Genomic DNA, 13251 nt, shown 5'->3' on the forward strand with positions numbered 1-13251 from the left:
CGGGAAGACCACACCATGACGGTTCTCAACCAGTCCCTGCACGCTCTCGACCCGGAGATCGCCGCCGCGGTCGACGCCGAGCTGCACCGCCAGCAGACCACCCTGGAAATGATCGCCTCCGAGAACTTCGCCCCGGTGGCGGTCATGGAGGCCCAGGGCTCGGTGCTGACCAACAAGTACGCCGAGGGCTACCCCGGCCGCCGCTACTACGGCGGCTGCGAGCACGTCGACGTCGTCGAGCAGATCGCGATCGACCGGATCAAGGCCCTGTTCGGCGCCGAGCACGCCAACGTCCAGCCGCACTCCGGCGCGCAGGCCAACGCCGCCGCCATGTTCGCGCTGATCCAGCCGGGCGACACCATCCTGGGCCTGAGCCTGGCCCACGGCGGCCACCTGACCCACGGCATGAAGATCAACTTCTCCGGCAAGCTCTACAACGTGGCCGCGTACCACGTGGACGAGAAGTCCGGCCAGGTCGACATGGCCGAGGTCGAGCGCCTCGCCAAGGAGCACCAGCCGAAGCTGATCATCGCCGGCTGGTCCGCCTACCCGCGCCAGCTGGACTTCGCCGAGTTCCGCCGCATCGCGGACGAGGTCGGCGCCCTGCTGATGGTCGACATGGCGCACTTCGCCGGCCTGGTCGCCGCGGGCCTGCACCCCAACCCGGTGCCGTTCGCGGACGTGGTCACCACGACCACCCACAAGACCCTGGGCGGCCCGCGCGGCGGCGTCATCCTCTCCAAGGCCGAGTGGGCCAAGAAGATCAACTCCGCGGTCTTCCCCGGCCAGCAGGGCGGTCCGCTGGAGCACGTGATCGCCGGCAAGGCGGTCGCCTTCAAGGTCGCCGCCTCGGAGGAGTTCAAGGAGCGCCAGCAGCGCACCCTGGACGGCGCCCGCATCCTCGCCGAGCGCCTGCTCCGGGCGGACGTCGCCGAGGCCGGCGCCTCCGTGCTCTCCGGCGGCACCGACGTGCACCTGGTCCTGGTCGACCTGCGCAACAGCCAGCTCGACGGCCAGCAGGCCGAGGACCGCCTGCACGAGGTCGGCATCACGGTCAACCGCAACGCCATCCCGAACGACCCGCGCCCGCCGATGGTCACCTCCGGCCTGCGGATCGGCACCCCGGCGCTGGCCACCCGCGGCTTCCAGGCCGAGGACTTCCGCGAGGTCGCCGACATCATCGCCGAGGCCCTGAAGCCGGCCTTCGACGAGACCGTCGCCGCCGCGCTGAAGGCCCGGGTCACCGCCCTCGCCGACAAGTACCCGCTGTACCCGAACCTCTGACCCGACCGTTCGGGCCCAGGTGACCGGCCTCACCCCGCCGCGCCACCCGTAGTTTCCGGGGCACCGCGCACACTGGACAGTGCGCGCGGTGCCCCGTCCCGTGCCGGCCCCTGCCCGCCAGCCCCCCGCCTGCCTGTCCTTCCACGAGACCAGACAAGGACGTCCTCCGTGGCCATCAGCGTCTTCGACCTCTTCTCCATCGGCATCGGCCCGTCGAGCTCCCACACCGTCGGCCCGATGCGCGCCGCCCGGATGTTCGCCCGCCGCCTGAAGTCGGAGGGCCTGCTGACGGACGTGGCGGGCGTGCGTGCCGAGCTGTTCGGCTCGCTCGGCGCCACCGGGCACGGCCACGGCACCCCCAAGGCGGTGCTGCTGGGCCTGGAGAACAACTCCCCGCGCACCGTCGACGTCGACCAGGCCGACCGGGACGTCGAGCGGATCACCGCCGAGAAGCGGATCCACCTGCTCGGCAGCCACGCCGTCGACTTCGACCCGGACACCCAGCTGGTCCTGCACCGGCGCCGCTCGCTCCCGTACCACGCCAACGGCATGACCCTGTGGGCCTTCGCTGCCGACGGCTCCACCCTGCTGGAGAAGACCTACTACTCGGTCGGCGGCGGCTTCGTGGTCGACGAGGACGCCATCGGCGCGGAGCGGGTCAAGCCCGACGACACCGCGCTCCGCTACCCCTTCCGCACCGGCGAGGAGCTGCTGCGCCTCACCCGGGAGACCGGCCTGTCCATCTCCGGCCTGATGCTGGAGAACGAGAAGGCCTGGCGCACCGAGGAGGAGATCCGGGCCGGCCTGCTGGAGATCTGGCGCGTGATGCAGGAGTGCGTCCGGGCCGGCATGTCCCGCGAGGGCATCCTGCCCGGCGGCCTCAAGGTCCGCCGCCGCGCCGCCACGGCCGCCCGCGCGCTGCGCGCCGAGGGCATCGGCCCGGCCAACGCGATGGAGTGGGTGACCCTCTACGCGATGGCGGTCAACGAGGAGAACGCCTCCGGCCGCCGGGTGGTCACCGCGCCCACCAACGGCGCGGCCGGGATCATCCCCGCCGTTCTGCACTACTACCTGAACTTCATCCCGGGCGCCGACGAGGACGGCATCGTCCGCTTCCTCCTCTCGGCCGGTGCGATCGGCATGCTCTTCAAGGAGAACGCCTCCATCTCCGGCGCCGAGGTCGGCTGCCAGGGCGAGGTGGGCTCCGCCTGCTCGATGGCGGCCGGCGGCCTCGCCGAGGTCCTCGGCGGCAGCCCCGAGCAGGTCGAGAACGCCGCCGAGATCGGCATCGAGCACAACCTCGGCCTCACCTGCGACCCGGTCGGCGGCCTGGTCCAGATCCCGTGCATCGAGCGCAACGGCATGGCGTCCGTGAAGGCCGTCACCGCGGCCCGGATGGCGCTGCGCGGCGACGGCCGGCACCACGTCTCCCTCGACAAGGCGATCAAGACCATGAAGGAGACCGGCGCGGACATGAAGATCAAGTACAAGGAGACCTCGCGCGGCGGCCTCGCCGTGAACGTCATCGAGTGCTGACGCCTGCGGCCTTACCCGGCCGTTCCCGCGTCCGCACTCCCCGGCCCGAGCCCCCGGAGCGCCCGTGCGCCCGGGGGCTTTGGCGTGCGGTCGGCCCCTCCCGCCGGGTGCCGGCCTACGCCCCGGCTCCGGCCCCGGTGCCGGTGCCGGCCGCGGCTCCGGCTGCGGCTGCGGCTGCGGCGATCAGCTCGGCCACGTCCGCGAACAGGCGGTCGCCCAGGGCGGCGGCCGCCGGGGAGAGGGTGTCCATGGTGAGGAAGCCGTGCACCACGCCCGGCTCCCGGCGGTGCCGGACCGGCACGCCCGCGGCCGCCAGCACCGCGGCGTAGGCGTCGCCCTCGTCGCGCAGCGGGTCGTGCTCGGCGGTGACCACGACCGCGGGCGGCAGCCCCGCGTGGTCGGCGGCGTACAGCGGGCTGACCGACGGGTCGGCGCGCAGCGCCGGGTCCGGCACCCACCCCTCGACGCCCCAGGCCAGGTCGTCGGCGGAGAGCCCCCAGCCGGTGCCCTTCTCCCGCACGCTGGGGTGGGAGAGGGTCAGGTCGGTGTTGGGGTACGCGAGCACCTGGCCCTGCGGGAGCGGGCCGCCCTCGTCCCGCAGGCGCAGGCAGGCCAGCGCGGCGAGATGCCCGCCAGCGCTGTCGCCCATGACGATCAGCGGCTCACCGCCCCGGACCTGCTCGGCGGCGGCCCACCGGACGGCCTCGACCGCGTCGTCCACCGCGGCCGGCGCGGGGTGCTCCGGCGCGCGGCGGTAGTCGACCGCCGCCACCGCCGCACCGGTGGCCAGGGCCAGCCGGCGGCAGAGCCGGTCGTGCGAGTCCAGGTCCCCGATGGTCCACATGCCCCCGTGCAGGAACACCACCACCCCGTGCGGGACGGGCGCGGACCGGTAGAGGCGGACGGGCAGCCCGCGCCGGCCCACCGCCATCTCCCGGACCTCCGCGACCTCGGGCCCCACCGGGCGGCTCCGCACCCGGAGCCGCTGGGCCGCGCGCACCGCCTCGGCGCCCGACTCCCGCGCCGTCGGCCCGGCATCACGGCGGACGGCCTCGACGAAGGCGGTCAGTTCAGCGTCGGCGAGCCCCTCGGGCGGCAGCTGCTGCTCAGTGATCCCCACGGCCGCATGCTAGCCCGCCACCACCACCGGAGTGGCACGCACGTCTCATACGTTTGTCTTGCACAAGTGTCCAACTCCGGGCTATGGTTCTACTCGTCAACCACACGAGGGGGAACCACCATGAACGCCACCACCGAGCCGACCACCGCGACCGCCGTCCGCTCCGAGCTGCTGATCGACGGCCGCCGGCTCTCCTACCTGGACTTCGGGGGCACCGGCCGTCCGCTGGTCGCGCTGCACGGCCACCTCTCCGAGGGCGCCACCTTCGCCGACCTCGCCCGGGCCCTCGGCCCCGAGTGGCGGGTCATCGCCCCGGACCAGCGCGGCCAGGGCGAGTCCGACCGCACCGCCGACTACTCCCGCGAGGGGTACCTCGCCGACGTCGCGGCCCTCCTGGACCACCTGGGCCTGGACCGGACCGTCCTGCTCGGGCACTCGCTCGGCGCCGTCAACGCCTACCAGTTCGCCGCCCGCCACCCCGAGCGGGTCAGCGCCCTCGTCAACGCCGAGGGCCCTGCCGCGCTCGGCCTGGACGGCGCGAACCCCTTCGGCTTCCTGCTGAACCTCCCGTACGACGCCCCCACCCGCGAGGCGCTCGTCACCGGCCTCGGCCCGGCCGCGCCCTTCTTCGCCGACCGCCTGCGGCAGAACGCCGACGGCAGCTGGCGCCTGCCCTTCCACCCCCAGGAGATGTACCGGTCCGAGGACGCGGTGCACGGGGACCACTGGGCCGACTGGACCGCCACCGACTGCCCCGCCCTGCTGATCCACGGGACCAGGGGCGTGATCCCGGCCGAGCAGGTCCGCGCCATGGTCGAACGCCGCCCGGGCACCACGGCCGCCGAGCTGGACGCCGACCACCTCGTCTACACCACGGCCCCCGAGGCCTTCGCCGAGGCCGTCCGCGCCTTCCTCGCCACCCTCTGAAGGCGCCACCCACCCGGGCCCGGCCGCCCCGGGCCGGCCGCGCCCGGGGCGGCCGGCCCCACCTCGGTCGCCCGAGCTCACCCGAAAGGGCGGCGGGCGCCGTACCCGCCTCGTGACCGTCCGTAAAGTCCTTGACTCCGAGTGAGCTTCTGGTCTTACCGTGCCATGCAGCAAGCGATCATCCAGGGGGAACAGATGACGAACCAGCAGCTCTCCGATCCCGAGCCGGCCACGCAGTCCGCCGCGTACTGGACCGGAGCGGCCCATGCGGCACTCATGGCGTTCATCCGGGCCCGGCGGGCCGACCTCGGCTTCACCGAGGCGCAGCACTGGCTGCTGCGCCTCCTGTCGGCACAGGACCTCTCGCCCGACGGGCGCGGCCTGACCGTCCCCGAGCTCCGGCAGGCCCTGCGCGCCCACCTCGGCCCCGGGGCCGATCCGGGCGAGGAGGCGGCGACCCTGGTGGAACTCGGCTGGCTCAGGGGTGACGACGCGGGACGACTGTGGATCACCGAGGCGGGCGAGGCCGCCCGCGCCGATCTCGCGGAGCACGCCCCGGCCGTTCGCGAGCGGATCCTCCGGGGCATCGACGACGCCGACTGGGCCACCACCGTGAGAGTGCTGCACCAGCTGATCCGGAACGTCGGCGGCCGCCTCGCCTAGGGCCCGCCCGGTGGATCAGCCCGGGCCTCAGCCCGGCCCAGTTTGCATCGATCATGAATAATCTCAGGCGCGGGCGTTAACCTATGCAAAATCCAAAGGTGAACCAGGTTACAAGCCTTGCAATCCAAGATTCCCGGTTTGCCCACATGCTGAGATCCATGCGATAGTCGAAGCAGCCCGACGGCGGGCGCCCGCGAGACGTCCTCGCGCCCCGCCACAGGCTCACCGAACTACGGCCGGCCCGACCTGGCACGGCCGTCGCCCATCGCGCGGGCACGCACCCCCTTGGCCGGCGCGATGACTTGCAGGGGCCCCCAGCCGCCGGACCACGGCGCATCGGGGGCCCTGCGCGTTTCCGGGCCCGGCGCTCCTCCCGGCGGCCCTGCGCTCCCGCCACCCGCGCCACTCAGGCGCGCTCGCGCACCTTCAGCTCGAACCAGACGCCCTTGCCGCGCGGCAGCAGGTCCGCGCCCCAGCGGTCCGCGAGGTCGTCGACGATCCTGAGCCCCCGCCCGCCGTCGGTCGGCGGCAGCGGCTCGGCCAGGATCAGACAGGGCAGCGCCCGTGAGGAGTCCCGCACCTCCACCCGGAGCCAGCCCGGCTTCCGGGTCACCTGGAGGCCGATGGTCCGCCCGGCGGCGTGCCGCACCGCGTTGGCGACCAGCTCCCCGGTGAGGAGCTCGCCGACCTCCAACTGCTGGTGCAGGTCCCAGGACTCCAGCACCGAGAGCACCAGCCGGCGGGCCACCGGACCGGACTCCGGCCGCGACGGCAACCGGACCTCGCCCGCCTCGGACTGGTCGGACAGCCTGCCGGAATACATCTGCTCCAGCTCCTCCGAGCTGAGTCGCTCCAGGGCCTCCAGCGCGTCCTGGAAGCACGCCGGCGACGCGTCGGCGACCAGGCTCGCCCCGGGTAGTGATGACTGATCTGTTTCGCCCCAACCCGCCATGCGACCCATCATTGCGGAACGCAAGCAGCCGCGTACGGACAATGAGCAAACGATCACCGTTCGATCGGCATATGCCGCGTGCAACCCGGACCCGGGGGCCGTCAAGCCCGGGTTGCCGCGAAGGGCGTCCTACCAGGCACTCCAGCCCAGGTTCCAACCGCTCAGACCGTTGTCCGGGTCGACCTGGCCGCGCGTGGAATTCTGCACCTTGACCACGTCCCCGACGATCGAGCCGTCGTAGAACTTGCCCATCGACGTCGAGTCGCCGCCGCCCTTGACGTCCTTCAGGCCGACGCAGCCGTGGCTGACGTTGTCCTCGCCGAACGCGTCGCTCCAGTAGTTGCCGTGGATGTACGTGCCGGAGGTGGTCAGCCGCATCGAGTGCGGCACCATCAGGTCGTACGGGGCGCCGGTCATGCCGGGCAGGGTGCTGGACTGCATGCGCACCACGCCCTCCTTCGACATGATCACCATGGTGCCGTTCCAGGTCGGGTGGTCCGGCGCACCGGAGGTGATGTCGATGACGGAGGGCTGCCCGTCGCGCACCACCGTCATCTGGTGGGTCTTGGCGTCAACCGTCGAGACCTGCGATCGCCCGATCGTGAAGGGCTCGTCCCGGTCCACGCCCCCGTAGACCCCCGGCGCGATCTCCACGTTCTTCAGCCGGTAGTGCACGGTCACCTTGGTGCCCGACTTCCAGTATTCCTCGGGGCGGAAGTCCAGCCGGCGGTTGCCGAACCAGTGGCCCTTCACCACGGTGCCGTTGTCGGTCTCGAAGGTGATGCCCTTGGCGACGGCGTCCTTGTTCTTGACGTCCCGGTCGAAGTCCACCGAGACGATCATGCCGACGCCGTAGGTGGCGTTGTCCTCGACGTTGTCGCTGGCCTTCGCCTCCCGCTCCGGCGTGAGCGTGGTGAAGCTGCTGTCCGCCGTGGCGACCACGCCGTTGGCGTCCGCCGCCATCGCGCTCACCTGGTAGGCGGTGCCGACCGCGAGGCCGGCGGACGGGGTCCAGCTGCCCCCGTCGGCGGCGATGGTGCCGGCGACCTCCTTGCCGGCCTTGTCGCTCACCTTGACGGTGGTGAGCTTGCCGCCCGCGACGGCGACCTTCAGCGCGCCGTTCGGGGCGACGTCCACCGAACCGGTCTTCGGCTGGATGTCCACCACCGCGGCCGACACCTTCGGCGTGGCGGCGGACGGTGCGGCCGACCCTCCCGCGGCGGACGCCGACGCGGTCGACGCGGCCCCCGCGGCCGCGCCACCCCCCAGTTCGGCCTTGGCCGCGCTCCCGCTGCCGCCGCCGCTGCAGGCACTGGTCAGCACCAGCGCGCCGCCCAGAAAGCCGGCGGCCATGACCTTGCGTATCGACCTCACGTCGACTCCCCTCCCTCGATCCCGCCCGTGGTCCCGGCGGGGTCCGACAGATACACGCCGCGGCCAACGGAAAGGTTGCGCCATTCGAGCGGTAATTACCCCATGAATGACGACCGGCCCGACCCCAACGAGTGAGGATCGGGCCGGTTGTTATCGAACCGGGACTGGCCGGGGCCGGGCCGGGTAGGCCTACCAGTTGGCCGAGGTGATGTTCCAGCCGCTCAGACCGTTGTCCGGGGAGACCGTCTTCTCCTTCGAGTTCACGACCTTGACCACGTCGCCGATCATCGAGTCGTTGAAGAACTTGCCCGCCACCGAGGCGTCGCTGCCTTCCTTGGTGTCCTGCATGGAGATGCAGCCGTGGCTGGCGTTGGTCTTGCCGAACGGGTTCGCCCAGTAGTTGCCGTGTACGAACGTGCCCGAGGTGGTCAGGCGCATCGCGTGCGGAACGTCCGGGATGTCGTACTCGCCGCCGAGGCCGACGGTCTGCGAGTTCATCCGGGTGACCTTCTCCTTGCTGGAGATCACCATCACGCCGTTCCAGGACGGGTTCTTCTCGTCGCCGAGGGTCACCGGCACGGTGTGGCTCTGGCCGTCCCGGACCACCGTCATCTGGTGGCTGGCCGAGTCGGCGGTGGAGACCTGCGAGCGGCCGATGGTGAACGGCTCGTCCTTGTCCACGTCGCCGTAGATGCCCGGGGCGACCTCGACGTTCTTCAGGCGGTACTTGATGGTGACCTTGGTGCCCGGCTTCCAGTACTCGGACGGACGGAAGTCCAGCCGGCGGGTGCCGAACCAGTGGCCCTTCACCTCGGTGCCGTTGCTGGTCTCGAAGGAGATCCCCTTGACCACGGCGTCCTTGTTCTTGATGTCCTTGTTGAAGACCACCGAGACGATCATGCCGACGCCGTAGGTGGCGTTGTCGGTGATGTTGTCGTTGGTGGAGACCTTCTTCTCGGGCGTCAGCGTGGTGAACGAGGTCGTGGACGCGGCCACCAGGCCCTCGGCGTCCTTGGCCTGCGCGTTCACCTTGTAGGCCATGCCGACGGTGAGCGGGGCGCTGGGCTTCCAGCCGGTGCCGTCCGCGGAGATCGCCCCGGCGACCGGCTTGCCCTCCTTGTCGGTCACCTCGACCGTGGTGAGCGTGCCGCCCGCCACCGACACGTTCAGCGCGTTGGTCGGCGCGACGTCCTGCGCGCCGTCCTTCGGCTCGACGGTCAGCACGGCGGCCGAGGTCTTCGGCGCGGCCGAGCTCTGACCGGGCGCCGGGGCGTCGGTGCCGCCCGCCCCCGCGGTCGCGGCGGCGTCGCCACCGCCCTTGTTGCCGTCCCCGCCGTCGTTGCAGGCCGCTGTGAGCAGCAGCACGCCGCCCATCGCCAGTGCCACCGCTCCGCGGCGCATCCGGCCGCTGCGGCGGTTGGTGGTGGTGCGTATCGCGGCGTCGGCCGCCCTAACCGGCTTCACGGTCTCTCCCCTCCCGGTGTCCATCCTGATGGACGCGCGTGTGCCCGGACGGGTTGCACCGAACCGGCGATCTACCTGCGCCGGGCTTCGGCGCGAAATGCAGGATAACTAAGCCGAATGAGTGAAACCCGGGGGGAGGTAGGTGAACCCGGCATGGACCCGGCGTGAAGGCGGGTGCGTTCAGCACGGTGCGCTACGGCGGGTGGCGCGGCCGCTACGGCTTGTCGAGCGTGCTGCCCGCCACCCACTGCTCCCAGGGCAGGTTCCAGCCGTTGAGCCCGTTCTGCGGCGGGACGACGTCCCCCGTGGAGGCCGTCACCTCCAGCACGTCCCCCGCGATGGTGTGCTCGAACAGCCAGCCCGCCGGGGTGTCCTGGCCCGTCCCGCCCTTGGTGTCGGCCAGGCCGATGCAGCCGTGGCTGGTGTTGGCGGTGCCGAACACCTCCGGGTCGGCCCAGTAGTTGCCGTGGATGAACGTGCCCGAGGCGGTCAGCCGCATCGCGTGCGGGACGTCCTTGATGTCGTACTCGTCACCCAGGCCGACGGTCTGCGAGTTCATCCTGGTCACCCGGTGCTTCTCGGAGACCACCAGGACGCCCCGGTAGGTGGTGTGGTTCGGGTCTCCCCCGGAGACCTTGAGCGTGCGCAGCACCTTGCCGCCCCGGCCGGCCCGGACGGTCAGGGTGTGGGCGTCCAGGTCCACCGTGGAGACCTGGGCCCGGCCGATGGTGAAGCGGACCTCCTTGGCCTGGGTTCCGAACTCGCCCGGCGCGCCCTGCACGCCCTTCAGCCGCAGCGCGACCGCGACCCTGGTGCCGGGCGCCCAGTACTTCTGCGGGCGGAAGTCCAGCCGGTCGTTGCCGAACCAGTGCCCGGCCACCTCCACCGGCGGGTCGGTGGTCACCGCGATCGCCCTCTCGACCGCCGCGCGGTTGGCGATCGGGCGGCTGAAGCGCAGCGAGACGGGCATGCCGACGCCCACCGTGGAGCCGTCGTCCGGGGTGAAGAAGGCGACGAAGGTGCGGGCGCGGGCGACCGTCGAGAAGGCGGTGTGCTGCACCGCCCTGCGGCCCCGGTCGTCCTCGGCCTGCGCGTCCAGGGTGAGGGCGGCTCCGAGCGGGAGCAGGCCGTCCGGCGTCCAGGTCGAGCCGTCCTCGGAGATCGTCCCGGCCACCTCGGCGCCCTTGGCGTCCGCCAGCCGGACCGAGACCAGCCGGCCCCCGGCGGCGGTGACCCGGACCGGCCCCTCGGGCGGGACTTCCCGGGCGCCGTCGGCAGGCAGCGCGGTGACGGCCGCCAGGGAGGCCGGCGGCGGCTCCGTGCGGCTCGGAGCGGGTGTGCCCCCGGCCCGGGGTCCGCCGCCCCCGGCGGTGCAGCCGGTCAGCACCGCCAGGCACCAGGCCAGCGCCCCCGCGCGCCGTGCCCAAACCCGTCCTCGGGGCCGCATTCCGGGGCCTCCCGCCGTTTCCGTCCGATTACCCGGACAACGAGGACGATCCCGGCAGGACACGCGGCGGGCCCGGCCCCGCGGCCCCCGGTGGTACGGCACGCCCCGCGCCCGCGCCGCCCGCGCCCTCCGGGTCACTCCTCCTCGGGGCCATCCGCCGGTAAGCCTCCGTTCAGCGGGCTTCCGGTCAGCGGGATCAGGGAAAGAGAGGGTGAACGGGGTCCGGGACACCCCGATGCAGGGAGGGCACGGCCATGGCGTCAGGGCAGGAGCTGGAAGCCGGGGTGCGGTCGCACGGCGGGCCCACCGCCGAGCCGCCGTGGCCCGGCAGCTGGCAACCGCTCGGCGCCCGGTTCAGGACCGACGCCCGGGGGCGGCAGGGCACCAACTTCGCGCTCTGGGCGGCCGGCGCCGAGGCCGTCGACCTCTGTCTGTTCGACGAGGACGGCCGGGAGACCAGGCACCGGCTCACCGAGCAGGACTTCCAGGTCTGGCACGGCTTCCTGCCCGGCGTGCTGCCCGGCACCCGGTACGGCTTCCGCGTCCACGGCCGCTGGGACCCGTGGACCGGCGCCCGCTGGAACCCGGCCAAACTGCTGCTCGACCCCTACGCCCGCGCCGTCGACGGCTGCTACACCGCGCACGACGCGGTCTGCGCCGCCGTCCGCAACTGGCCCGAGGCCGACGTCGCCGACACCGTCCGGGACAACCGGGACTCGGCCCGGTACGTGCCCAGATCCGTGGTGGTCCACGACGACGACGACTGGTACGACGACCAGCGCCCCAAGACCCCGTGGGCCGAGACCGTCCTGTACGAGCTGCACGTGCGCGGATTCACCATGCGCCACCCCGGCGTCCCGCCCGAGCTGCGCGGCACCTACGCGGGCCTCGCCCACCCGGCCGCCGTCGAGCACCTGACCGGCCTCGGCGTCACCGCCGTCGAGCTGCTGCCGGTCCACCAGTACGCCAGCGAGGACCACCTGCAGTCCCGCGGGCTGGCCAACTACTGGGGCTACAACACCGTCGGCTACTTCGCCCCGCACGCCGGCTACTCGGCCTCGGGCGGCCGCGGCGGCCAGGTCGGCGAGTTCAAGCGGATGGTCCGCGCGCTGCACGCCGCCGGCATCGAGGTGATCCTCGACGTGGTCTACAACCACACCGCCGAGGCCGGCGAACTCGGCCCCAGCCTCTCGCTGCGCGGCATCGACAACGCCGGCTACTACCGGCTGCCGCTCAACCGCCCGCGCGGCTACGCCGACTACACCGGCTGCGGCAACACCCTGGACACCCGCCGCCCGCAGGTCGTCCGGCTGATCACCGACTCGCTGCGGTACTGGGTCACCGAGATGGGCGTGGACGGGTTCCGCTTCGACCTCGCGGCCGCGCTCGCCCGCGGCAGCGACGGCGTCGAGATGGACCACCCGTTCCTCGCCGCCGTCTCGCAGGACCCGGTGCTCAGCCGCGTCAAGCTGATCGCCGAGCCGTGGGACGTCGGCGCGGGCGGCTACCGGGTGGGCGGCTTCCCGCCGCTGTGGGCCGAGTGGAACGACAAGTACCGCGACACCGTCCGGGACTTCTGGCGCGGCGCCCGCCCGGACGTGCGCGAGCTCGGCTACCGGCTCTCCGGCTCCTCCGACCTCTACCAGCGCGGCGGCCGCCGCCCGTACGCCTCGGTCAACTTCGTCACCGCGCACGACGGCTTCACCCTGCGCGACCTGGTCTCCTACGACCGCAAGCACAACGAGGCCAACGGCGAGGCCAACCGGGACGGCACCGACGACAACCGCTCCTGGAACCACGGCGCCGAGGGCGAGACGGCCGACCCGGCCGTCAACGCCCTGCGGCTGCGCCAGCTGCGCAACCTGATGGCCACCCTGCTGCTCTCCACCGGCGTCCCGATGATCACCGCCGGGGACGAGTTCGGCCGCACCCAGGGCGGCAACAACAACGCCTACTGCCAGGACAACGAGGTCAGCTGGCTGGACTGGTCGCTGCTGGCGGACCGCCGCTGGGCCGGGCTGCGCGACCTCACCGCGCTGCTGGTCCGGCTCCGCCGCACCCACCCGGTGCTGCGGCAGCGGGCCTTCTTCTCCGGCCGGGCCACCACCCCCGGCGGCCAGCCCGACCTGGCCTGGTTCACCCCGCGCGGCAAGGAGATGACGGAGGCCGACTGGTTCGCCCCGACCGCCTGCCTGGGCATGCTGCTCTCCGGCGCCGCGATGTCGGAGCGTGACCAGTTCGGCCGCCCGCTGCGCGACGACAGCTTCCTGCTGCTGCTGAACGCCGGCCCCGACCCGGTCGCCTTCACCCTCCCGGGGGAACCCTGGGCCGCTCCGGACCCCGGGTACCGAACGGTTCTGGACACCGCGGCCGAGGAGACCGGCAACGGCAGCCACGCGCACCGGCCGCAGGACGCCGTGACGCTGCTCGGCCGTTCCCTGCGACTGCTGCGCACACCCGCGCCGGAATGAGCCGTCCGGCCAC

Annotated in this window: 10 protein-coding genes; 5 read left to right on the forward strand and 5 right to left on the reverse strand. The window is 72.7% G+C overall.

Annotation, left to right across the window (positions count from 1 at the left end):
• Positions 1–15 precede the first annotated feature (15 nt).
• Positions 16–1284 carry a serine hydroxymethyltransferase gene (glyA, locus tag ACIPSC_RS10215; RefSeq protein ID WP_400824610.1) on the forward strand — a complete coding sequence of 423 codons (1269 nt, stop codon included), beginning with the start codon at positions 16–18 and terminating at the stop codon, positions 1282–1284.
• Positions 1285–1452: 168 nt separating this feature from the next.
• Positions 1453–2820 (forward strand): L-serine ammonia-lyase, encoded by a 1368-nt coding sequence (locus ACIPSC_RS10220; protein ID WP_400824611.1) that lies wholly within the window; start codon positions 1453–1455, stop codon positions 2818–2820.
• 115 nt (positions 2821–2935) lie between these two features.
• Here the strand turns inward: ACIPSC_RS10220 and ACIPSC_RS10225 are convergent, their stop codons facing one another.
• The gene (locus tag ACIPSC_RS10225) at positions 2936–3940 is read right to left on the reverse strand and encodes an alpha/beta hydrolase (RefSeq protein ID WP_400824612.1); all 1005 of its coding nucleotides are present in this window, start codon (positions 3938–3940) and stop codon (positions 2936–2938) included.
• Between the two features lie 120 nt (positions 3941–4060).
• On the opposite strand from ACIPSC_RS10225, the gene ACIPSC_RS10230 reads away from it, so the two are divergent.
• Positions 4061–4867, forward strand: a complete 807-nt coding sequence (locus ACIPSC_RS10230; RefSeq protein ID WP_400824613.1) for an alpha/beta fold hydrolase — start codon at positions 4061–4063, stop codon at positions 4865–4867.
• A 195-nt stretch (positions 4868–5062) separates the two neighbouring features.
• Positions 5063–5530, forward strand: coding sequence for a MarR family transcriptional regulator (locus ACIPSC_RS10235; protein WP_400824614.1), 468 nt, complete (start codon positions 5063–5065; stop codon positions 5528–5530).
• A 406-nt stretch (positions 5531–5936) separates the two neighbouring features.
• Here the strand turns inward: ACIPSC_RS10235 and ACIPSC_RS10240 are convergent, their stop codons facing one another.
• The 4 genes from ACIPSC_RS10240 to ACIPSC_RS10255 all read right to left on the reverse strand — a co-directional run bounded on the left by ACIPSC_RS10240 (position 5937) and on the right by ACIPSC_RS10255 (position 10767).
• Positions 5937–6482 (reverse strand): ATP-binding protein, encoded by a 546-nt coding sequence (locus tag ACIPSC_RS10240; RefSeq protein WP_400824615.1) that lies wholly within the window; start codon positions 6480–6482, stop codon positions 5937–5939.
• A gap of 129 nt (positions 6483–6611) precedes the next feature.
• Positions 6612–7856: an Ig-like domain-containing protein gene (locus tag ACIPSC_RS10245; RefSeq protein WP_400824616.1), complete on the reverse strand. Its 1245-nt coding sequence runs from the start codon at positions 7854–7856 to the stop codon at positions 6612–6614.
• A 189-nt stretch (positions 7857–8045) separates the two neighbouring features.
• The gene (locus ACIPSC_RS10250; RefSeq protein ID WP_400824617.1) at positions 8046–9320 is read right to left on the reverse strand and encodes an Ig-like domain-containing protein; all 1275 of its coding nucleotides are present in this window, start codon (positions 9318–9320) and stop codon (positions 8046–8048) included.
• 214 nt (positions 9321–9534) lie between these two features.
• Positions 9535–10767, reverse strand: a complete 1233-nt coding sequence (locus ACIPSC_RS10255; protein ID WP_400824618.1) for an Ig-like domain-containing protein — start codon at positions 10765–10767, stop codon at positions 9535–9537.
• Between the two features lie 254 nt (positions 10768–11021).
• Here ACIPSC_RS10255 and glgX point away from each other — a divergent pair, with 254 nt between their 5' ends.
• Positions 11022–13238, forward strand: a complete 2217-nt coding sequence (gene glgX, locus ACIPSC_RS10260) for a glycogen debranching protein GlgX (protein ID WP_400824619.1) — start codon at positions 11022–11024, stop codon at positions 13236–13238.
• Positions 13239–13251: the final 13 nt, after the last annotated feature.

The sequence above is a fragment of the Kitasatospora sp. NPDC090091 genome, assembly GCF_044747365.1.
Lineage (GTDB): Bacteria > Actinomycetota > Actinomycetes > Streptomycetales > Streptomycetaceae > Kitasatospora.

What these genes read in the sequence shown, in the direction of transcription:
- glyA (WP_400824610.1), top strand. Translation starts at nt 16, where the DNA reads ATGACGGTTCTCAACCAGTCCCTGCACGCTCTCGACCCGGAGATCGCC.
- ACIPSC_RS10230 (WP_400824613.1), top strand. Translation starts at nt 4,061, where the DNA reads ATGAACGCCACCACCGAGCCGACCACCGCGACCGCCGTCCGCTCCGAG.
- ACIPSC_RS10235 (WP_400824614.1), top strand. Translation starts at nt 5,063, where the DNA reads ATGACGAACCAGCAGCTCTCCGATCCCGAGCCGGCCACGCAGTCCGCC.
- ACIPSC_RS10240 (WP_400824615.1), bottom strand. Translation starts at nt 6,482, where the DNA reads ATGGCGGGTTGGGGCGAAACAGATCAGTCATCACTACCCGGGGCGAGC.
- ACIPSC_RS10255 (WP_400824618.1), bottom strand. Translation starts at nt 10,767, where the DNA reads ATGCGGCCCCGAGGACGGGTTTGGGCACGGCGCGCGGGGGCGCTGGCC.
- glgX (WP_400824619.1), top strand. Translation starts at nt 11,022, where the DNA reads ATGGCGTCAGGGCAGGAGCTGGAAGCCGGGGTGCGGTCGCACGGCGGG.